The sequence below is a fragment of the Nocardia sp. NBC_01730 genome (assembly GCF_035920445.1).
GTDB lineage: Bacteria > Actinomycetota > Actinomycetes > Mycobacteriales > Mycobacteriaceae > Nocardia.
Window position 1 is genome coordinate 4,338,836 of record NZ_CP109162.1, and the last position, 22,559, is coordinate 4,361,394.

The 22,559-nt window shown below is 63.8% G+C and carries 17 protein-coding genes; 12 read left to right on the forward strand and 5 right to left on the reverse strand.

Translation table 11 applies throughout. The features are described 5' to 3' along the window. Nucleotides 1-138 precede the first annotated feature (138 nt). Nucleotides 139-429, forward strand: coding sequence for a hypothetical protein (locus OHB12_RS17325; protein WP_327109655.1), 291 nt, complete (start codon nt 139-141; stop codon nt 427-429). Here the strand turns inward: OHB12_RS17325 and OHB12_RS17330 are convergent. Next, entirely contained in the window at nt 422-1,165 is a 744-nt protein-coding gene (locus OHB12_RS17330) for an MmyB family transcriptional regulator (RefSeq protein WP_327109656.1), read from the reverse strand. The two genes, OHB12_RS17325 and OHB12_RS17330, sit on opposite strands and share 8 nt — an antisense overlap. 45 nt (nt 1,166-1,210) lie before the next feature. Between OHB12_RS17330 and OHB12_RS17335 the strand changes: the two genes are divergently transcribed. Then, on the forward strand, nt 1,211-2,947 hold the full coding sequence (locus tag OHB12_RS17335; protein ID WP_327109657.1) for a recombinase family protein: 1,737 nt from the start codon (nt 1,211-1,213) through the stop codon (nt 2,945-2,947). Nucleotides 2,948-2,952: 5 nt separating this feature from the next. On the opposite strand, the gene OHB12_RS17340 is transcribed toward OHB12_RS17335, so the two are convergent. Next, the gene (locus tag OHB12_RS17340; RefSeq protein WP_327109658.1) at nt 2,953-3,342 is read right to left on the reverse strand and encodes a hypothetical protein; all 390 of its coding nucleotides are present in this window, start codon (nt 3,340-3,342) and stop codon (nt 2,953-2,955) included. Nucleotides 3,343-3,806: 464 nt separating this feature from the next. Beyond that, on the reverse strand, nt 3,807-5,030 hold the full coding sequence (locus OHB12_RS17345) for a hypothetical protein (RefSeq protein ID WP_327109659.1): 1,224 nt from the start codon (nt 5,028-5,030) through the stop codon (nt 3,807-3,809). 711 nt (nt 5,031-5,741) lie between these two features. Between OHB12_RS17345 and OHB12_RS17350 the strand changes: the two genes are divergently transcribed. Continuing rightward, nucleotides 5,742-6,371 (forward strand): hypothetical protein, encoded by a 630-nt coding sequence (locus OHB12_RS17350; RefSeq protein ID WP_327109660.1) that lies wholly within the window; start codon nt 5,742-5,744, stop codon nt 6,369-6,371. Between the two features lie 367 nt (nt 6,372-6,738). Next, on the forward strand, nt 6,739-9,279 hold the full coding sequence (mobF, locus tag OHB12_RS17355) for a MobF family relaxase (protein WP_327109661.1): 2,541 nt from the start codon (nt 6,739-6,741) through the stop codon (nt 9,277-9,279). A gap of 56 nt (nt 9,280-9,335) precedes the next feature. Here the strand turns inward: mobF and OHB12_RS17360 are convergent. Continuing rightward, nucleotides 9,336-10,480 (reverse strand): IS3 family transposase gene (locus OHB12_RS17360; RefSeq protein WP_327109662.1). Its coding sequence is split into 2 segments (ribosomal slippage): nt 9,336-10,204 and nt 10,204-10,480, totalling 1,146 coding nucleotides; the frame shifts between segments, so codons are not numbered across the junction. Nucleotides 10,481-10,637: 157 nt separating this feature from the next. Here OHB12_RS17360 and OHB12_RS17365 point away from each other — a divergent pair. Together OHB12_RS17365 and OHB12_RS17370 are read left to right on the forward strand one after the other, a co-directional pair. After that, complete coding sequence (locus OHB12_RS17365) at nt 10,638-12,224, forward strand: hypothetical protein (RefSeq protein WP_327109663.1); 1,587 nt, start codon at nt 10,638-10,640, stop codon at nt 12,222-12,224. 107 nt (nt 12,225-12,331) lie between these two features. After that, nucleotides 12,332-13,057, forward strand: a complete 726-nt coding sequence (locus OHB12_RS17370) for an HAD family hydrolase (RefSeq protein WP_327109664.1) — start codon at nt 12,332-12,334, stop codon at nt 13,055-13,057. Here the strand turns inward: OHB12_RS17370 and OHB12_RS17375 are convergent. Continuing rightward, complete coding sequence (locus OHB12_RS17375; RefSeq protein WP_327109665.1) at nt 13,044-14,375, reverse strand: helix-turn-helix domain-containing protein; 1,332 nt, start codon at nt 14,373-14,375, stop codon at nt 13,044-13,046. The genes OHB12_RS17370 and OHB12_RS17375 overlap by 14 nt on opposite strands. 316 nt (nt 14,376-14,691) lie before the next feature. Between OHB12_RS17375 and OHB12_RS17380 the strand changes: the two genes are divergently transcribed. The 6 genes from OHB12_RS17380 to OHB12_RS17405 all read left to right on the forward strand — a co-directional run bounded on the left by OHB12_RS17380 (nt 14,692) and on the right by OHB12_RS17405 (nt 22,544). Beyond that, the gene (locus OHB12_RS17380) at nt 14,692-14,907 is read left to right on the forward strand and encodes a hypothetical protein (protein ID WP_327109666.1); all 216 of its coding nucleotides are present in this window, start codon (nt 14,692-14,694) and stop codon (nt 14,905-14,907) included. Between the two features lie 175 nt (nt 14,908-15,082). Further along, nucleotides 15,083-15,562 (forward strand): DNA-directed RNA polymerase subunit beta, encoded by a 480-nt coding sequence (locus OHB12_RS17385; RefSeq protein ID WP_327109667.1) that lies wholly within the window; start codon nt 15,083-15,085, stop codon nt 15,560-15,562. A gap of 470 nt (nt 15,563-16,032) precedes the next feature. Continuing rightward, nucleotides 16,033-16,848, forward strand: coding sequence for an SAM-dependent methyltransferase (locus tag OHB12_RS17390; RefSeq protein ID WP_327109668.1), 816 nt, complete (start codon nt 16,033-16,035; stop codon nt 16,846-16,848). Nucleotides 16,849-17,032: 184 nt separating this feature from the next. Further along, the gene (locus OHB12_RS17395) at nt 17,033-18,412 is read left to right on the forward strand and encodes a UDP-N-acetylmuramoyl-tripeptide--D-alanyl-D-alanine ligase (protein WP_327109669.1); all 1,380 of its coding nucleotides are present in this window, start codon (nt 17,033-17,035) and stop codon (nt 18,410-18,412) included. An 18-nt stretch (nt 18,413-18,430) separates the two neighbouring features. Further along, nucleotides 18,431-19,294, forward strand: a complete 864-nt coding sequence (locus tag OHB12_RS17400) for a phosphotransferase enzyme family protein (protein ID WP_327109670.1) — start codon at nt 18,431-18,433, stop codon at nt 19,292-19,294. 691 nt (nt 19,295-19,985) lie between these two features. Continuing rightward, complete coding sequence (locus OHB12_RS17405) at nt 19,986-22,544, forward strand: hypothetical protein (protein WP_327109671.1); 2,559 nt, start codon at nt 19,986-19,988, stop codon at nt 22,542-22,544. The last annotated feature ends 15 nt before the right edge of the window (nt 22,545-22,559 follow it).

The following is a 22,559-nucleotide window of genomic DNA, read 5'->3' on the forward strand; positions in this document are numbered from 1 at the left end:
GGAAGGCGGGCGAACGCGAATCGGTCCGTCGCAGGCGGCAGCGAATTCGCGGACACCGCCCATGAACTGCACGGCTGGGAGTGCGCCATAAGCCTGCTGCTCTCGGCCGCGAATGATGACGAATCAGCCGAGGCAAGAATGGAATTCGAGGCAGCGGGCGACCGCTTCGGCTGCTCCGCCACGCTACGGCTGATCGCCGAGCACAGCCTGGGCGGTGGCGAGTCGACCGCGGCAGTAGCCGCGCTCATCCGCGCCGACCGCGACACTGTCGCCGGAGGCCGCCGTCGCCTGCTTGCGCTCGGACGCCGCACGGCCGAGGTGACACGGATAGTCCACTCCGGTAGGCACGGATCGGGCGCAGCGTATCCACTCCTCGAGCAACCGCGGGTGCGCCACCCTCCCAGCACGGTCGTCCTGCGGCTCAGCTGATTCGCCGCGCCGCACTCGGCCGCGCTACGTCGCGTCGGTCGTCCGGAGTTGTGTCCGCCGCGATCAGACTGCCGAGCAAGGCGAGCGACCGCTCGGACGCCGACCCCGGCTCGGCGTGGTAGGCGATGAGCAGCTGGCCCGGCGCGCCGTTCACACTGAGCGTCTCGTAGGACAGGGTCAGCTCACCGACCATCGGGTTACGAAAACGTTTGACCCCCGCCGTCTTCACCCGGACGTCGTGGCGCGCCCACAGCCGACGGAACTCCTCGCTCTTCAACGACAGCTCCCCGACCAGTTCGGTCAATCGAGGGTCGTCCAGGTCGGTGCCCGCGGTTGCCCGGAGGCTCGCCACCGTGTCTGCCGCGATGGTCGGCCAATCCGCGTAGACATTGCACGCCTCGGGATCGAGGAAAACCATGCGCACCTGGTTGACGCCGGGGACCGAGCACGCGTTGACCGCCACGGCCAGCGGGTTCGCCGCGAGCACGTCCAGATATCTGCCGAGTACCAGCGCGGGCGTGTTCGGCCACGCATTCATCAGCCGCAGCAGTCCGGGCGCGACACGTTCCGGTCGGCGCGGCGCCCGCGGACGCTTGACCGCCGGTCGCGCAAGCTCTCGCAGATGCGCCGTGCCTTCCTCGTCGAGAGCGAACACCAGCGCCAGCGCCGTGATGACCTGCTCGGAGGGGTGCTTGTCGCGGCCCTGCTCCAGGCGCACGTAATAGTCGGCGCTCACGCCAGAAAGGTACCCACTATGCACTCCTTCTCATAAAATTGGTACATGACGCGATCGAAGACAAGGACCCAGACCGAACCTGCTTGGCTCACCGAGATCAACACCGTTTTGGCTGGTGCTGTCGCCGATATCGATCCTGCTCAGTGGGTGTATGGCTATGTGCGGATTTCCCGTGACGAGAAGGACCGCGCCGAGGGCGTGCACCTGCAAGCGAAAAACCAGGTAAAGCACGCCAACCGCAAGAAGTTTCCGTTGGCGCGGATCTTCTGTGACAACGACATGTCCGGGGCCGACCCGGACCGGCCCGCCCTGCGGGAAGTGTTGGGGTTGGCCACCGGTGGTCCGGCCAAAGTCGTTCTTGCTCGCGATGTGTCCCGGTTGACCCGTGACTACGACCTGGGCAACGAGTTGATGAAGCTGGGCCGTGATGAGGGTGTGCGGTACTGCTTCGTCAACGCCACCGACTACGACCTGACCACCGGTGCGGGTCGGAAGAATTTCATGGTGGCGGTGGCCGAGGCGGTCGAGTACCGCGAGGTCAACACCGAGAATTTGTTGGAGCGGATGAGCGAGGAAGCCGCGAAGGGAGTCATGCAGGGCGGTTCGCGCCGCTTCGGCTACGGGAAAGTGGCGGGGACGCATCCGATCACCGGTGCCGAGATCCTGGACCGGTGCGCGTTGCGTGAAGAGGAAGTCGCGGTGTTGCGGGAAGGCCGTGACCGTTTGATCAACGGTGAGACGCAGACCACGATCATTACCGACTGGAACACGCGGGGTGTGACCACGTCCGAGGGTGATCGGTGGCGGGTGGGCAAGCTGTCCAAGCAATTGCTGTTGGAAGCGTATGTAGCCTACGACCTGGGCGAGCATACCGACGCCAACGGTGACCGTTGCGAATGCCTGAACAATCCCGAAGGCAACGGTATTCGGTTCCACGAGCGCAGCGGTACCCGGCATCGTGGGCAGTGGCCCGCGATCTTCACTCGCGCCGAGCATGACGCGATGCGTGCGGCGGTGACCGCGCACCGCCGGTCCAAGAATCCCGAGCGGCCCCGGCAACGCAACGGTGAGTATTGGTTGACCGGGTTCGCCGAGTGTGGCGGTACGTGGAAAGAAGACACCGACCGCGCGGGTGAGTATTGCGGGGGTTGGTTGGTCGGTTCGGCGCTGGAACGCAAGCGCAAGAACGGGACCACGGTTCAGCGTCGCTACGGGTGCCGGTCCAAGGACGGGTTCAACGTCGCGTGTGCGTGTGGGCGGGTGTTCCGCGACGCGAACGCGTTGGAGACGTTCGTGGCGCAAGCGGTGATCGCCGAGTACGAGAACCCCGACATTCTCGCGCGTCTGGATCGCGGCAACGACAATGCCGAGCGGATCGCGGCGCTGCAGCAACGGATCGAGACCACCGCAGGCAATCTTGATGCCGAGGCCGACCGGCGGACCGAGGTGTTGAGCGGTGCGGGCGACGAGTTCGACTTGCGGGTTATCGATCGCACGATCACCGGACTCAAAGCCAGTTTGAAGACGCTACGTGCCGAACAGGATTCGTTGCGCAGTAGTCAGGCGTTGGCGGTGTTGGCCGATATCGGCTCCACGCCCGGCGAATTGCGCAAGGCATGGGCGAGCAAGGGTTCGCGGTGGCGCCACGAGGCCGCCGCCCGTGTGATCGAGAAAGTGATCGTGCGGTCCGCGAACATCTACGCCGCGAAGTGGGAAGACCAGAACGGGCGCGTGTGGCGGTTCGATAGGTCCTCGGTCGAGATCGTGTGGCGGAAGTTGTGAGTGCCTCACGTGTCGTCGCGTCGGCGGTCCCGGTCGAGGGTGTCGAGTGCGTTGCGCAGGAACAGCGCGAGTGATTCGAGGACGATGGGGTCGGTGATGTGGGGTGTGAGCCCTTGCCGCGTCCTGCTTTCGGCGACCCAGCGGCGTGTGGCTTCGCTGGTCGGTCCGATCAGGGCGAGCCTTTGCCCGGCGGTGTTGTTGTGCGCTGCGGGTTGCTGTGGCGTCGCTGCGGTACCGGTGTGATCGGAGTCCGCGCCATCGGTGGCCGCACTATCCGCCGGTGCCGAGGTTGCCGGGTTGTCGGCCGGAGGTGGGGCCTGCCCGTCAGGTCGGCCGGACTGAGAGACACCGGACCGGCCGGTGTGTGGACGAGATTTTCTGTTGTGGCTGGACATTGGTGTCCTTTCGTCTTGTCCCGGCCAGCCTGCTGATCCTCCCTCTTCGAGTATGCCTGTTGATCAACAGTGGTCCCGGTCGGCGCGTTCGCGGTCGCCGCGCGAGCCCGACCCGCCGTCGTCGGGCGCGCGGGTCCGTCCGGCGCGCGCCCGTTCGCCAGGCGCACCGGATTCACCGCCCCAGCCTGACCGACCCACCCCACCCGCACCCAACACATCCCCCTCACACCCACACCCCCGCAAAACATCTCACCCCACCCCATCAATGCCCCACCCACACAGCTACTCTCACCCTCTGTCCGTTCCGCAGAAACGTGGCGAGTGGTCGCGCTGGCGAGCTGTGGTTCGCCAACCAAGTCCGGACAGACTGAGCTCCAACCGTCCAGAGATAGGTGGCGGCTTCCGTGGCCCGGTTGCGATATCGCTGATCTCTTACCCACTTGTCGGTGGATTTTCGTCCTCGGTCACGAACCGGTTCTTCTGCCCCAACTGGACCAATCGGCGTGCTGCACAGATTGTTTCGGATCGATGAGACGGTGCGGGTTGCTGCCGTCGCGGTTCATCACCCACATCTCCGAGAACATGGCTCCTTGTGTGGATGCTGGATCACGGGTGCGACGGTGGTAGATGATCTTCGTGCCGTCCGGCGAGAACGACGGGTTTGTTGCGTCGTCGGTGAGCAGTCGGATGTTCTGACCATCGACATCCATCACGTAGATCCCGCCCCGGCCATTCCAAGCGCGGTTGCTGGCGAAGACGATCCCGGCTCCGTCCGGGGTGAAGACCGGTGTGGAATTGACATACGGTTCATCCGGCAGCAGCGGCCGTGCGCCGGTCCCGTCGGATGCCATCACCCAGATAATTCCGGAGGGTCTGGCGAACAGGATCTTCGAACCGTCCGGTGAGAATGCGGGACGGTCCGTCGAGGCCACACCGTCAGGGTCCTCGACGGGGAAGCCACCGGACGGAACGGGGATGCTGGCGCCGGGGATGACGATGTCGGGGGCGCCGATGCCGGGGATGACGATGTCGGGGATGACGTTGCCGGGGAAGGGGCCGGACGGATCGGGGTTGACGATGAGTTGCTTCAGCGCGGCGCCATCGGCATTCATCACATAGACGACGCGGCCACGAGTGAACGCGATCCTGGTGCCGTCGGCAGAGAACGTAGGGCACCCGTACCCACCGTGGGCGAGTTTCGTGACATCGCTGCCGTTGGGAGAGAGCGCAGGGTCCCCGCCGCGGGCGAGTTTAGTGACATTGCCGCCGTCGGGATCCATTACCGAGATCGAATACCCACCGACGACGATTTTCGAACCGTCAGGGGCAAAGCTCGGACACGTGCCCTCGGCGATCCGGGTGACCTCGGTGCCGTCGGGATTCATCGTGAAGATCGAGTACCGGTCACCATCGAACACGATCTTCTCCGAACGCGGCGACTGCTCGAGATCCGCACCACAGCCGACGATCAGCCCCGGCAAGGCAACGGTGATGGCAACGGCCCGCACCAATCGGCTTCTTGTCCCGGCCATTCTGCCCACCTGGTCCGCACCAGGTGCATGTGCTGACGGCCACGCATGTTCTTCCCGGTCCCGCCCGTTGCCGCCCGCCTTCACCGTGCGGCCGATGAGCGTGCCGGTTCGGTTGGCGATGGCGGCCCAGCGCGTAGGCGTGAGGATGCTCGACATATCGAGCATCCTCCCCGGACTCACTCGGCCCCGCCAAACCTCACGCGCGGTGGTTGCTCAACCACTACGCCACGGACACAACCGAGTTCGATCACACATGTCCGAAGTCCGCTAGCACCACCCACGCCGGTGCTGCCTCAGCTCGCGGCCGATGGGCGCGCGCTCCAGGACCGAGACTTCAGGTCGGGTTCACGACCAGCCCGCCGGCGACCTCACGCGCCCCTCCTCGCCAACCACACCTGGACTTCGCCAACAACTCGCCAATTACATCTGGACTTCGCCGACTAAACCTGGACAGGGCACAACGCTTGTCCGTTCCGGATTTCGTTGGCGAGCGCTGAGTTCTATGTGCTGGAGTTCGCCTGTAGTGGTGAACGATTCGAGTCCGATGTTGTTCAGACGTATCGGCGAACGGGCCGGTCACCCCCATCAGATGGTCGCGCTCCAACCACGACTCGAACCCGACATGCCGCTCGTCGGTAGCCGACCATCAGCGCCCCGATAGGTGCCGTTGCCCTCGATAGGCCGCGAACCGGCGAACCGGCGACGCCGCCTCCAGCCGTAGCGTGCAACATGTCTTGCTCAAACCCCAACGATCCATGCATGGGAACATGATCCGCGCAGAACATACGATTTGATGTGCCAGGCCAGCCACGGCAGCCGCGAGGAGGACGGAACAATCTGATGGTCCGCTCGGCGCACGAAATGCACATGTACCTGATCGACCAGGTCAACAACATGCTGCGACGACTGGGCATGTTCGGCGGGGAGCCTTCCCTGTGGACACTATTCGATCACCTCTTCTACCTCGAGGGCGAAGGCCACGGGGTAGGAGACATCTATGAGTCATGGCGCGATCGGGACGCTTTCACCCCAACCGGTGCCCAGGGTGCCCTCGGGCGCCTGCTACCGGACAACCTGAAATCGGCTTTGCCGTCGATGTATGCCGAAGCCGCCCGGAACCGCGGCTGGCTCAGATTGGATCGGACATTGACACCAGACGAATACGCCAGGTTGCGCGCCTCGATCGAACCGTTTGCCGAACAAGACCACACCTGGAGCGATGTTGTCGACGCATTCGGTCAACCCAGTGTGCTGTTCGGCGGAACCAACCCCCTGTATGAGAAGACGCTGGCCTACGCAACCGCAGACAAGTCCGATCCGATGGCGATCTTCCATCTGTGGAACGGTGTCGATTCGGACACGCAACCAACTTGGCCACCGATGTACGCCGACCCGATCCTGCTTGCGATCCGCTGCGGCTCCGGCCCGTTTGTAGATTCCTTCGTCTTCACCCCCGAAGGAAACCGCCGCCGACCACCCGAAAACGGGATCGACTGAACCCGGCGGAGCGCTCGTACCTCACCCCTTCGGCGGGATGACGTGCGCCCCTTCCCCAGCCAGCGCACCCTCGCAGGACGAGGCCTACTCGCGGCTCCATGCCACTTGCCCTGCGGGGAGCTCACCCACGCCTCGCCAACTAAACCTGAACTTCGCCACTCCCTCGCCAACTACATCTGAACTTCGCCAACTATCCCCGAACACCACAACTCTCACCCTCACCCCCATATACCCCCTACCCCTATTTTCCCCTCCTTCACATTCAGACGTCTTTCATCCGAGGGTAACGATTCGGTAATGACCAACGGGAATGCCCACACGCCAAGCAGATTCACAGGATAAGGGGCTTGAACTGGTGGGATTGTCGGTGCCTCATGGAGGCATGGTCGCGACCATGCACAAGGTCGCCGCAGGCAACGGCTACGAGTACTACCTGCGCAACACCGCCGCCAACGACACCACAGCGCGCGGGCGATCATCCTTGTCCGAGTACTACAACGAGCACGGCGAAGCCCCCGGAACCTGGCATGGCACAGGGCTTACCGCCCTCGACATCACTCCGGGCACCGAGGTCACCGAAGACCAGATGAAGAATTTGTTCGGAGCTGGGATGCACCCGAACGCCGATCAGGTCCGCGAACGCGTCGAGGCCCGCCACCGCAATGCCGGTGTAAGGCCCGCCCACGCTGCCCGACTGGCCGACAAAGCAACCAAACTCGGCAACCGGTATGCGGTCTACACCACGACCTCGGGGTTTCGCGAGGCCAAGGCCCAGGCATACCGCGACCACAACACCAGCCAAGGCGCGTGCGTCACCGCCCGTATCCCCGACTCCGAACGCGCGCGTATCCGCACCGAAGTAGCCACCGAAATGTTCACCACCGAGTACGGGCGCGCACCGCTGGACTCCCGCGAACTGTCAGGGTGGGTCGCGAAAAACTCGCGCGCCGACCGCACAGCGGTGGCCGGTTTCGACTTCACCTTCAGCCCCGTCAAGAGCATTTCAGCACTCTGGGCGATCGCTACACCGGAGTTGGCGCAGGTGATCGAGACCGCTCACCGCGACGCCTTGACCGAGGCATTGACCTGGTTGGAAGACAATGCGCTGTTCACCCGGTTGGGCCGCAACGGGATTCGACAAGTCGACGTGCAAGGCACGATCGCCGCGACGTTCACCCACCGCGACTCACGCGCGGGCGATCCCGACCTGCACACCCACGTCCTGATCGCCAACCGCGTCCGAACAGTGGACGGCAAGTGGCGCACCATTTACGGCTCCCTCATCCACGAAGCGGTGGTCACGGTGTCAGAAATCTATGACACCCGCATCGAACACCACTTGGAAACCACGCTGGGAGTGCAGTTCGAAACCCGCCCCGACCGCAGCGCCGATCAAGTCCGTGTCCGCGAAATCGTCGGCGTTCCCCTGTCGCTGATCCACCATTGGTCGCGGCGTGGGGCCGTGATCATCGCCCGACTCGACACCCTTACCGCTGCGTTTCACACCACGTTCGGGCGCGAACCCGCCCCCGACGAAGTGCACGACCTCGCCCAGCGCGCCACCCTGGAAACCCGCCCCGGCAAGCATGTTCCGGGTTCGCGTTCCGAGCAACGCGCGACCTGGCGTGCCCAAGCCGAAGCACTCCTCGGCAGCCCCGACGTCGTGGCCGACATCGTTCCGCGTGCCATGGCAGCCCCACAGATCCCACGTCCGGCACCGGACCGTGCGTTCATCACCCACCTCGCCGACCAAGCGTTAGCGGCGGTCTCGGACAAACACACCACCTGGCGGGAGTTCAACCTCCGGGCCGAAGTAGAACGCCAAATCCGCGGGAACGTCGCTCCCGCGGACTGGTCCCGACTCGCGAGCGAGGTTGTCGCGCAGGCACTGCCGTCGTCCTCGGTGGTCGCACGCGGTGACCCCGACCTCACCGAGCAACCCGACCTGCGCGCGGTCCCGGCATGGTTACGCCGCCACGACGGCACCCCGATGCACACCCGCGCGAACTCCCAGACCTACACCACCGAATCCACGTTGGCTGGCGAAGCCGAACTCATCGCGCTCTCAGTCGAGCCCGGCGGACACATCCTGGGCCCCGGATGGGTATTCAACGCGGTGAATGACTACAACACCGCACACCCCGACCAACCCTTGAACCCCGGCCAAATCCGTGTCATCGAATCGTTCGCGACCGCCGGAATGCGTGTCCACACCGCCAACGCCCCCGCCGGAACCGGCAAGACCACCGCAATGCAAGTACTCACCGCCGCATGGGAATCCGGCGGCGGAACCGTGCTGGGCATGGCACCCACAGCCGCCGCCGCGTCCGTCCTCGGGGAGTCGATCGGCACGCGCGCCGAAACCGTGGACAAACTCTTGACCGTCATCGACCGCCACCACCCGGCCGCAATGACCTGCGAGTACCCGCCGGTCCTGCCGCAATGGGTACTCGACATCAACGACACCACGTTGGTGATCATCGATGAACACGTCACCTTGCCGACCACCAAACGCCTGCAACTGCTCCGGTATCTGACCGGACGCGGGGCGACCGTGCGATGCATCGGCGACGACCAGCAACTCTCGGCCATCGATGCCGGTGGCGTGCACACCGACATGGCCCACGCTTCACCACAGCAAGCACCGACCCTTTCCGATGTGGTGCGGTTCGCCAGCCGAGGCGAAGCGTTGGCGTCGAAAGGGATACGCGACGGTGATCCGACAGCGTTGGCTTGGTATCTGGACAACGGCCGCATCCACGCCGGGCACCTGGGCACTGTCTACGAAGGCACCTACCGAGCCTGGGCCGACGACATCGACAACGGGGCAGATGCGGTGATGTTGGCCCCTACCCACGACATCGTGACCGCCCTGAACTTGCGCGCCCGCGCCGACCGAATCTCCTGACCAGTCCCCGATAAGGCGACCACCCGGCATTGGAGTCCGGGTTGTTTCGTCCGGATTCAGTTGATGCTGCAGGCCACGGGGTGGTGGGTGTGGCTGCAGCGGGCAGCGTACTCGGCAGGGGTCAGATAGCCCAGCGCCGAATGCCGATGCCGTCGGTTGTGTTCGTCCTTGAAGTCGCCGATCACGACGCGGGCCTCGAGCAGGCTCGTCCAGTGGTTGCGGTTGAGGCACTCGCTGCGTAACCGCCGGTTGAACGATTCGATATGGCCGTTGTTCCACGGCGTGCCGGGCGGGATATAGACGATCCCTACCCGGTCGGCGCAGAACTGTTGCAGCGCATGGGAAATCATTTCAGGACCGTTGTCCATACGCAGCACCTTCGGTGGCCCAGCGCGCGCGGTGAACACCTCCTGCAACTCGGCCACCAGCCGCTCGGCGGTGATCGAGCGCTCCACCAGGTGAAGCAGCGATTCACGGGTGTGCTCGTCGATCATCGAAGCGATCTTCACCGCGCGCCCATCCGTGGTGGAGTCGAACTGAAAGTCCAACGCCCACACCACCTTCGGTGCATCCGCATCAACCAGCGGCGTAGTCGAGCACCCCGCCCGCTTGCGTGGCGAGTGCGCCCGCACCTGCAAGCCTTCCTCCCGCCAGAGCCGGTGCACCCTCTTCTTGTTCACCTGCGAGCCCTCATCGAACCGCAGCGCCGCCCACGCACGCCGGAACCCGTGCCCTTGATGTTTCGTGGCATAGGAACGCAGCCAGACCCGCAACCCGACATCCGGATCGGCGGGGGTCTGCGCAGCTGGCAGCTGCCGATACGTGGACCGATGCAGCCCAACCACCTTGCACGCGAACCGTTCCGACATGCCCATCACCTGTTTGAGCATGTCAACAGCCCGCCGCTTGCTGGCCGGGCCTAAAATTTTCCCCTCGCGATCTCCCGCAGCGCGTCCTTCTCCAGCTCCGCGTCCGCCAGCAGCCGCTTCAACCTCGCGTTCTGCTCACGCAGTTCCTTGAGCTCCTTCGCGGCATCGGTGTCCACCCCGCCGTACTGGCGGCGCCAGTTATACAACGTCGCCGCCGACACTCCCAGATCAGCAGCGATCTGCTCACCCGTCTGCCCAGCGGCAGCGAGCTCGTCGGCACGGCGCAGCTTCCGCACGATGTCCTCCGCGGAATGCCGCTTACGTCCTGCCATGTCCCTCAGTGTCCCTTCCAGCCCTCACCAGGGCCAACGGGACTCTAATACCGAGTGGTCTCATTCATTGGGAACGGGCCACTCCCGCACCAATACAGCGACAGGCGCACCTACCGGCACGCCCGCCGATGCGCACGTATTCCTCGCTGACGGGTTGGTGGCCTCTACCGGTGACACCGTCCGCACCCGCCGCAACGACCCCCGCCTACGTTTGGGTGCCCGCGACTGGGTGCGTAACGGCTACACCTGGACCATTCAGCAGGTCCACCCCGACGACGCGGTAACCGTCATCCGGCGCGTGCGCGGCCGCGACACCAGGACCGTCGTGCGTTTGCCAGGTGAGTACGTGCGCGAACACCTGCACCTGGGCTACGCCGCCACCATCGATTCCGCCCAAGGCATCACCGCCGATACCTGCCACGTCGCGCTGTCCGGGCGTGAATCACGCCAACAGTTCTACGTGGCGATGACGCGCGGGCGCCATGCCAACCACGCCTATATCGCCACCGCGCTCGACGGCGAAGAAGGCGACATCTACACCCTGCCCGCCCACTACCCTCGAACCGCCGTCGAACACCTCCACCACGTTCTCGACCGCGACGGAGCCCGCAAATCAGCCCACACCGAACTACGCGACGCGCTCGACCCCTCACGCCGCATCGGGCGCGCCGTCGACATCTACCTCGATACACTCGGCATGACCGCCGAAAATGCCATCGGCACAACACGACTCGACACCATCGACCGGATAGCCGACCAACTCGTACCGGGGTTGACCGAGAGCCCCGCCTACCCGGTCCTGCGTCAACACCTGGCCATGCTCGCCCTTGGCGGGGCTGACCCGATCACCGAACTACGCACCGCCATCGCCGCCCGCGAACTCGACACCGTGAGCGACCCCGCCGCCGTACTGGACTGGCGGCTCGACCCCACCGGCAACCATTCCGCCGGGCCCGGCCCGCTGGCCTGGACGCCAGGACTCCCCAGTGATGCCCACACCACCGACGCCGACATCGCGCCCGTGCAAGCGCGGGAACGGATCGTGGCCGAACTCGCTGGACAGATCAGCGACACCGCCCGCGCTTGGACCCCCGCCACCGCCCCGCGATGGGCGCGAGGACTACTCGGAACTGACTCCGAACTCGTGGCCGACCTCGCGATCTGGCGCGCAAGTCTCCACGTCCCCGACTCTGACCACCGCCCGACCGGACCCACCCGGCACACCGCGATCGAACGCGCTCACCAACAACACTTGCACCGCCGCATCCTCGAGATAACCAGCAACACTCGCCTACCCCAACACCGGTGGGCCGCCACGGTCGACCGCATCGACCCCCGCATCAGCACCGACCCGACCTGGCCAGTCATCGCCTCCCACATCGACGCCGCCGCCCGAGCCGGCATCGACATAGAACGCCAGCTCACCGACGCCGCCGGCGCTCGGCCACTACCCGACGAGATGCCCGCCGCCGCACTCTGGGCACGCCTGGAAATCGCCGACACCGACATCCATGGTCCCGACACCGACCACACAACCGACCACCACAACCCGCCTGCACCCATACCGTCCGGCGCAGTCGAACAAGCCGACGAACCAGACCCGATCGGATCGGCCATCGCGAACGCAATCGACGCCGCCACACCCGGCGACAACGCCGAATACTCCACATATGACCACTGCGTCGATGAATTCGACCCCTACGGCAGCCAGGGACCCGACCCTGGTCACGGAATCGACTGGTAGGCCGTCGTAGGTCTCGCCCATCGGCACCCACCGGGCAGATGCGAGCGCCCCCGCAGTGATTGGGTGCGCACAGCGGGAGACAACACAGTCTGCAAGAATCCGTGAGCATGGGTGAGACACATGCGGGACTCGTTGTCTGGGATGTCGACGGAACACTGATCCCCGCGGACTTGCGCTGGCTACGGCGGGCCGTGGCCAGCACATACAACCTTGACGAGTCCGCCGTCGTTTTCCCCACTTCGCGCGTGCACGGCTACACCGACGAATCAATCGTCGTCGACACCGCCATCGCCTCAGGGGTCACCGACGAGGCAGCAGAAGAAGGATTCAGCCGCTACGCCGACGTACTGATGGACGTCATGTCACACGGTGAGGCCGAACTTGCCCGCGACCAGGCCGCATACCCCGGTGCTGCTCGCACCATCGCAGCCTTGGCAGAACACGGGTACGTTCAGACCGCGCTCACCGGAAACCTGCGGGTCTCAGCCGAATTCAAACTTGCGGTTGCGGGCCTCGACTCACACCTCGACCTGGACATCGGCGCTTTCGGCTCGGATGCGCGAGACAGGTTCGACCTGCCCGCCTTCGTTGCCGACCGATTCCAAGCGAGGTTCGGGTACCCGCTCGACCCGGCACGTACGGTCATCATCGGCGATGCGCCGAACGATATCGCGACCGCTCGCCACGCGGGATTCGGCGTTGTCGCCGTAGCGCACAGACTGACATCCGAGGAGTTGTCGGAGCATTCACCCGATGCGATTGTCGATCGGCTAGAGCCTGACACGGTTTTGCAGGCGATCCGCGCGACCATGGGGTCGATCAGTAGCCGTTGATGCTGTCGACCCGTTCCCGCATCGCGAGGACGGGTCGTTCGTCATGCCATGAAGCCATCCTTTCGATAGCTCTTTGTGCGCGTTCGAGTCCGCGTTGGTTGCCCATGGTCGCCAGCGCGTCGTAGGTGTCGCCGAGAATTCGGCAGCCCTCTTCCAGCTCGCCGGACAGTGCATAGGCACTGGCGAGGTCTACCCTCGCGGCGAGGTCGACGCTTGGGCTGTCCCCTGCGGGTGTGTTCAACGCTTCGGTGAGTGCTGCAATCGCGCGCTTCGGTTGGCCGAGGAGGAGTTGGCATGTGCCGACATAGACCTGAATGCGGGTGGTGTTCCAGTCGCTGAACAGTCCCGCACGATCGTTCTCGTCAATGTCCTCGGCAGCACGTTGGGCACGAATTAGCGCTGCCTCGCATTCCTCCCGAAGTTCCAGCACTGCATAGGCTTGCGCTTGCTCAGCCCCGATCCGCGCTCGCGCGGCGGGTGGCAGAAAATCGGAGACGTTGGCGGCCTCCTTCAGTATCCGGAGCCCGATAACCACATCACCATCCGAGCTGATCAACGTTGCAGCATCAGACCTCAGGTTGCTCTCGAATATGCGCGCGATCCCACCCATCGTCTTGTCTTGCAACTGGTCTGCAAGCCTTCGGGCGAATGCGCAGTGCGTGAGAGCCATCGACCTGTCACCGATGGCGCTCCAAACCCGGCTCGCCACAACCGATGTTTCCCCTAGAAGCGCCCCCGCGCGTTGCTTGCTGCGATCGTCGGTCGCAGCACGGAACAGGGCGGCCACCGCGTCTCGATGAGCTTCGATCGGTCCGATCAGAGCATCAGGGGCGATGCTTTGACGCTGGCTAGCCAATAGATCGGTGACGGCCGCGAAACTCCCGATGGACCTCTCCGATACAGCGCGCGATCGCATCAGCGATGTGGTCGAGCCGGAATCGAACGCTCGGTCCGAACCCAACTCGGTAGAGATGAGGACCGGCAATCGGGCCGAACCGGCCGAACCGGTTTCCGGCTCGGCCGCCACCGGATCCGATCGTCGGCGGGATTGGTGTCTAGTGCTTTTCGCTTCGACGCGGATGGCAACGAGGTCACCGTTCGCGCCGACTGCGGTGTCAATTGCGGCGATCAGTTCCTGAGACGGCAGATTGGCGTCTTCCCATTCCGTCATTGAGACGTACTGACGTGTGTAGCCCGTCGCGGCCGCCAGTCCGCGCTGGCTGAGGCCCGCATCAAGGCGTCGGCGTTTGATTTCCCGCGCAAGGTGATTCGCGATGTCGCCCGGCGTCCGCTCGGGTTCGGTCGTCGGATCTGTCATGAGCGCCCCTCCACTTTGCGGGTCGGTTCGGGCCTACCGCGCAGGTATGGCAAATCGCGTGCCCCACTATTTGCCACCTTTCCGAACAGTGTAGGCAGCCCGTTTCCTGGATGTGGGTAACGGGAAGACCCGGCCCGGATCGAGCGGAGAGACCGAACGATGGCAACCACTGTTCGACACAGCGTTCCCTCAGCGGACGCGGCACCAACGTGCCCCACCGACGGGGCTCAGGCGATGCCGACCGATAGCCGGGTTTGCCAAGCCATCGCCGCCACCGAACGACCCCAAAATATCGCCGAGCCTACCGAGGTGACCGATGACAACCACCCTCGAAGCCGATGTTTTCGCTCTCCTGAGACCCGGCGGGCTGCTGACCGCCGACACGATCGCCCTCAACCTGAACGCGCCGAGGTGGCGTGTGGTGCGTGTCCTGCACGCATTGCGCGACAACGGCGACGCCTTCCAGAACCGGCAAGCGAAGTGGCAGATTACGGTCGGACAGCATCGCCCACAACGGCAGGCGGCGCGATGAGCCACCTCACCCCGCCGACCTCCGCGCCCCGACCGTCACTGGCCGATCTGGTGGCAACGCTGGAAGCGATGCGTGAAGCCGGATGGGTCACCGCTACAACGGAACCAACATCGCTCGACGTGGCCAGCCCGACCACTCCGTGCGCCCCGTTGGCCGCGTCTACCGGGGCCCACTGATGACCAGAACCGGCCCACCCGTCTCGGCCTACGCCGAAACTCCCCGATCACGCTGTGAGTTCTACCGGCACGAGTGCTCGCTGCCCACTGTGGTCGACCCCAACACCGGGCGGATCACGATGAAGGCCGGGTTCGTCGGTGCGGTGATGATGCCCATCTACCTGGCACAACGGGTCAGAACCGCCCTCGATGTGCGCGGGGTTGCGCCGTTGCCGATCATCGGCCACCCCCGCTCCAACATGTGGACGTTCTTGGTCCGCTCAGATATCCGGCCGAACGGTGACCCTGCCGAAGTGGCGCGGCTGTGGCGAGCGCGGGTGGTGGTGATCCGCGAGGGCGATATCGCATTGCCCTCTCCGGTGCTGGACGCCCTGATGGCCCGCACGTGGATATCTCCGGCCATCAGCAAGTTCCGGCCGTCAGGAACGGTTGTCCTCGAATGCGCCCTGGCTTGCTTACCGAGGCAGCACCCCCGATGAACCCCGGCGGTCGCTCACCCTGTCCCGACGAACCCGATATCCACCTCACAATCCAATTCCCGAGTGTTCGAATGGATTTCGCCGCGTGCTTGACCGCCGCTCTGGTGTTCGTGCAAGACATGGCCGCCCACCGACCCTGCACCGTCGCCGTCGATTCCGGCCACTGTGTCGGGCTCCCGAGACTCCCGAACGAGCGCCTTTACCTACTGCCCTGACCTGCGCGACCAGCAGGCACTTTCGACCAATTGAATGGCCGTCGACGCGCCCCGGTGAGTCCCGAGACACCTCACCCCGGCCCGTGCGAAGGTGGCCCCGGCAGTGGCCACGACTGCCGACTGACACCACATAGCTGGTACGCCACAACAGTTTTCACCACAACAACCCCGGACATGACAACATGGCGACCCCCAAGAGCGCGACGACCAAAAACACCCAGAACCACCGACCAGCACAGGAGGAAACGACATCACGTGAGCGACCCCGACCGCGCTACGGTCTTGGACCAGTCCCGCCCCAACAGCGCGCGCATCCACACCGCCATCCTGGGCGGCAAGGACTACTACACCGCCGATCATGTGATCGCCGAGAAACTGACCCGGAGCAAGATCGGCCCCGCGATCACCGAATCGCGTCGGTTCGCCCTGCGCGCGGTCGGATACCTCATCGACCACCACCAGGTCACTCAGTTCGTGGAACTGGGGTGCGGGTTCCCGCACACACCCAACATCGGCGATATCGCCGCAGACCGCAACTACACCGCACGCACGTTGTACATCGACAACGACCCGATTGCGGCCACCCACGCCCGCGCCCTCATGACCGGACACACCACCCACACCGCCGAAATCGACCTCACCGACACCACCGCAGTACTCGACGCCATCACCACCGCCCTCGACACGACAGCACCGATAGCGCTATGTCTGTCTGGCACCGCCGAACTCATCGAGGACGCCCCGGCGATGATCGCGGCGTTGACCCACGCACTACCAACCGGAACATGGCTGGTGTTCACCCACATCACCGCCGACATGCACGGCAAACACATCGACGCAGCCACCGAGACCCTGCGCGCGGCCGGAATCGCCTACCACCCACGCACCCACAACGACATCGCCTCGATGCTCACCGGGTACCAACTGCACACCCCCGGCCTGATCGCACCACACCGATGGCGACCCGAACTCATCTGCCCCGGCCGCTACGACCACGCCATCGAACCGCTACACGCCGCCGTATGGGACCTGAGCGCTTACGCCGCTATCGGCCAACGGTGCCGGACTTGAGCCAGCCCCAACACCGCCCGCGTGCGCAACCGACTCTGAGGAAAGGGCTCGAGGTAATCCGGACGATCAGGCCGGTCCGGTGGCGAGCATGATCGTGGCGCACAGCCGATCTCGCCGCCCGCGCAGGGGCTAGTCCCAGGCTCCTAGCACCACAGTGGTTACTGAAATCGAAAGGTTGGAACCCATGATCCACATGACCCTCACCGAGGTCGCCCAAGCGGTCGGCGGTCGGCTCGACGCCGTCAACGACGCACAGGTGACCGTCACCGCAGCGACGGCATTCGACTCCCGACAGGTCGAGGCTGGCGGACTGTTTGCCGCGCTGGGCGGCAACCGCGTCGATGGCCACGACTTCGCAAGCGCCGCCATAGCGAAGGGCGCGGTCGCGGTCCTGGCATCCCGCCCGACCGGCACCCCGGCGGTCATCGTTGATGACGTGGTGACTGCGATGAGCGATCTGGCCCGCGCCGTGGCCGCCCGCTACACCGGCCGGGTGCTGGCGATCACCGGTTCGGCGGGCAAGACCTCCACCAAGGATCTGCTCACCCAGATTCTGGCCCGCCACGGCAGTGTCGTGGCCACCCAGCGGTCGTTCAACAACGAGATCGGTTTCCCGCACACCGTGCTGAGAGTCGAGGCCGACACCGACTTCCTCGTGTTGGAGATGGGTGCGCGCGGGCGCGGCCACATCAGCCACCTCGCCGCCATCGCCCGCCCGCAGATCGGCGCGGTCCTGGGCATCGGCTCGGCCCACATCGGCGAATTCGGCAGCCGCGAGGCAATCGCGGTCGCCAAACGCGAACTCGTCGAAGCCCTCGACCCCTCAGGTATCGCGGTCCTCAACGCCGATGACCCGTTGGTTGCGGGGATGGCCGACCACACCCGCGCCCAGGTCCTGCGATTCGGCACCGCTGCCGATGCCGATGTGCGTGCCACCGACATCACCCTCGACGCCAGCGCCCGCCCACAGTTCACCCTGCGCCACGGTGACGATGCCGCGCCGGTCACCCTCGGAGTGGTCGGTGAGCACCATCTAACCAACGCACTCGCAGCGGCCGCGCTGGCATTGAGCGCCGGTGTCGAATTCGCCACTGTCGCAGAAGGGCTCAACGGCACGGGGTTGGTGTCGGGCAGCCGGATGGAGGTCACCGAACGCCCTGACGGGGTCACCGTGATCAACGATGCGTTCAACGCCTCGCCCGAAAGCGTCGAAGCCGCACTGCGGTCGCTGGCCACGATCGCCGCCGACCTCCGGCCCACCGTCGCGGTGCTCGGGGAGATGCGTGAACTCGGCGACACCGCACCGGCCTTGCACGCAACGATCGGACGTCAGGTCGCTGATCTGGGCATCGGCACCCTGATCACTGTCGGCGGCCATCACGCCGAGCTCATGGCCACCGCCGCCCGCGACGCAGGCTCCGCACAGGTCACCCACGTCGAATCCAAAGACCAAGTGCTGGACCTACTCAACGAAGGTCTGCGCGGTCGCGACGTGGTCCTGATCAAGGGCGCCAACTCCGCTGGCCTGTTCGAGACCGCCGCAGCACTCGCCACCAGCCATTGACCGAAGAAACGAAACACCATGAGAAGCAAAGACATCGTGGCACTGGCCCGAGCGGCCTGCACCCAAGCCCAGGTCCCCGCTGCCCGGATTGACCCGATTCGATTGCGCGACAACGCCATGCTGCGCACCGACACCGCGACCATCATCCGCATCCATCAGCGCGGGGAACTGGCAACGGCGGTCCGGGAGCTACGAGCGGCGGACTGGTTGCGTTCCCATCACGTTCGCGCACCAGAGCCGCTGGTGCCCGACCCGGTCGTGGTGGCTGGGCGACCTGTCACCTTCTGGGAAGACCTCGGATCGGGCGGTCCGGCCGAGGCCGCCGAAACCGGGGCGATGCTCGCCCGGCTACACACATTGCGCGTGCCCAGCCACCTCGGGCTGCCCCGCTTCACCCTGCCTGATTTCACCGACCGCATCGACCAATGCCTCACCGACGATACGGACAAACAGTGGCTGCGCGGCTACGCCGAAAACCTCGCGGCACGGTGGCACGTGCTGGAGTGGCCGAGTCCGTGGTGTGTCATCCATGGCGACCCGTCCCCGGCCAACACCATGGCCGCAGCCACTGGTGGACACGTCGTGGACCTGGAACGCTGCTGCATTGGACCCCCGCAGTGGGATCAAGCCACCGTCGCATTCCAGTCCGACACCCTCTCGGACCCACCAACGCGGTGGGAACAGTTTGCCGACGCCTACGGCTCCGACGTCACCGACTGGCAGGGCTACCCGGTGATCCGCGACGTCCGATCCTTCGAGTTGTGCCTGTTCGCGCTACGCCACGCCAGTGTCTCCGACCACGCCCGCCACCAGGCCGACTACCGGCTGGCCTGCCTACGCGGGGACCAGGGCTTGCGGCCATGGAGGTGGGTTGCACCCTGAAACGAAGGCTCGCGGCCGGGGTCTCCTACCACCCACGCAACCACGACGACATCGGCATCGGCATCGGCATCGAGGAGGGGGCTGCGATGGCACACGAGCTGCCGCACCCCTTCGGGGCTTGCCACACTTCACAGTTCAGGACTTCGCGGGTCATACGCCGTCGCGGCACAAGGAATGCGTAACCAACATGTGACCCCGTCGAGTCATACCACCTCTGCACTCCTCATTGCATGAGCTGTGGACGATGGTGAGCCGCGCCGGACCGACATGATCTCGCGCCTGCAAGACCTTTGCAGCACCAGATGTGGGCCACACGCCGGGCCGGAGTCGGGAGTGCCTTCCTGAGCGCCCACTGTCACCTCGATCGCATCGGCAAACTATTTCAGGCGATACAGCCTGTCGACAGGCGGTGTCCTGAAGTTCCTTCATGAAGCTGGCGTGGGAATCCGCAAGCAGGCGATGGCAAACGAGCAGATCGAACTCGCGGTCAGGGCTTCACTAGGAGCCCGCCGAGATCGGGCTGCGGATCGGCAAAGGCGAGGTCGGGAGCGCAGTGGTCGGTGCGAACGCAAGTTCAGATTGGCCCAACGAGACATGACTATCAGGTAGCCATGCGATGTGCTCGCGAGTTGCCGTAAGGTACGGTCCGAATCTGTTGCCGGGCAGGGCATCGAATGCGAGGTAGCTGAGGGTGTCGGGGTGGGCGAACGTCTCCGGAGTCGCGTATCAGCAGGCGCAGGCGGTCCTGACCTGTCTCAGTATGCTTGACGATCCGCTTGTTGCTGAAGTGCAGGTGGAAAGCGGCCAAGACGCATTCGACCTGGAACTGCGATCCGCATCAGGCGAGATCCTGTTGGCGAAGCAGATCAAGAACCGGCAGTTGAAAGATACGTGGGCACCCAGCGATATTTACCCCATCTTGCATGGTTGGGCTGCTTCGGACCGCGAACCTGACACGCAATTCGATTTAGTTCTTGGCGGTCGACTGGGGGATGCTGGCGCCACTTTGCGCAGTGCCATCACGGAGGCCGCAAACGGCAGCACAGCGGATTTGATCCAACTCGCGGGTGAAAATCTAACCGCTGCTGAGATCTCGGCATGCCGCCACGTTCGGATGGTCGTCGATGCTACTCCGATGGAGGGTATTCTCTCACACGCAGTACGGCAGGCCATGTCAATGCTTGTGAATCCTCGCACCGGACCCGATGCTGAATCTGAAGCCGATGACATCGTTCACCGGCTGTATATGCTTCTGATGTCTCGCGCAGGATTATCCAGCGAAGATCAAAGAGTAGTTACTCGTCGAGATGTCGCCGAATTATTTGGTTTGGATCCCAAATACGTCAGTGATTGGCGTTGGGGGCCAGAGCTACGCCAGCGGTATCATTCTGCCATATTGGAATTGCCATTCATAGAAAGCGTTGAAGAAGATATCAGGCTGCTGCCAAGCCCCCTGGAACGTGCAATCGGATCGACGTATACCGGCAACCCAAGGCTGGTGGACCTGCTCCAAGTGGAAGGCTGTATTCTTCTGGCCGGACAATCTGGAACCGGCAAATCCACTGCGGCTGAGACTCTCCGACGCCTCGCGGCTGCGCAAGGATCAGTAATTATAGTCGCGAACACGGCTGCTTACCTGCCGAACAGATTAGGAGCATTGGTTGCAGATGGGCTAGCACAACTAATGAATACACCTGTTTCGGGATCGGTTGGCCGTGCGATACTTGGCGACGTTACTGCCACCGTCATTCTTGATGGTGTTGCTGAACTTCCTGCGCCACTCAGGCATGAACTATCGGATGACTTGCGAGTACTTATCGCCTCCGGTGGCGGATCAAAGATCATTCTAATCGGACGCGATGCGGCTATCCTCAACTCAGTCCCGCCCGCGTCATCTCCCAGATCGGCCTTTGTACTCCGCGGGATCGCTCGCCCGGGGCGCGAACAGCTTGTAAGGGCGGTTTTGTCCACGTTAGGTGAGACAAATGATCGACGAGTCCAGGAGGTTGCGGCGCAAGCCGAGTATGCCTTAAGAGAAGCAGCAAGCATTCCGTACCTGCTTAATATGGCTGCACAGCTTCTCGGACGCGGCTTTCCTTTCAATAGTCGTGCTCAGATGTATCAAATCTTTATTGAAGAGATGGCTCGCCGCGCCGGCGTGGTCGACCTTCAGTTGTCATTGATAAGCCTAGGTGTGGCATTCGCTGAGCTTCTCGACATGGGACAGCGTCAATGTGAGCAGTTCGAGTGGAAGCAGCTACTATTCCGCGCTTCCGAGACAATGGCAGAGGCCCATATTTCGATCAGCCCCGAATGTATCGAGTATGCTGCTTTCCGTGGTGGTTTTGTTGCCGCCGAGAACTACTTTCAAATCATATTTCCAGCCCACGACTCGCTTGCGGATTTCTTCGCGGCATTAGCACACTCCAAAAAAATTTCCAAACTTCCCGCAGATTTGACCGTGAATGACACGTTGCGCGCGATATTCTTGTCTGAGATGTCGGGTGTTAGTTCTGATTTGGGCAACAAGATTGCTCGCAACCTACCGTTCGTCTCGATATCCGTAGCCGAAAACGATAAAGACATCCACGTTGAGGACGGTCCGTCGTATGCCCTTCATCTAGTCAACACCTTCGCACCTTCTCATGATATCGAATCCATTTGCATGTGGGAAGGAGCCAACCAGGCAAGATATCTAGTTCTCAATAGCGGTTCCGAGTCTAAGTGGATTTCCGCTGACGAGGGACTCGAACGTGCTGCGTCTCATCGCGTGCTCGAATTCCAAGGCGGTCCGTTTTCGGCTGCCGTAGCAGTCTGGAAGATGATCCTGAAGTGCGCGCTTGCCCATACGGACTCCGGATGGGCAGTGCCCACCACCTCTGATTCAGCCGTCAAAGCCATGGTTCGGCATACGGAATGCACGAAAGACGCTGTCACCGAATTAGTTATCAGCCTAATTGGCGAGCGCTGGCAGGAACTTGTTCTTGGCATGGCGACACCAGCCCCGCTTTCGATAGTAGTACCACCTGAACCTCAGGTCAGTACACCGTACTGGCCCATCTCTTACCGAAAAGCTGAAACAGAAAGACACGACGTTCATATAGGTCGCGTTGAGGAGTGGGAGGAAGCGGGACAGCGCTCCGGTTGGGGCAGTATTGACTCAATCCTTCGAAAGTCGCCTCGTGATACAGCGCGAGACCTCGTCAAGGCCGCGATTAACGAATTGGTTGATATACCTTGGATTGACTAGATTCCATAGGAGGAC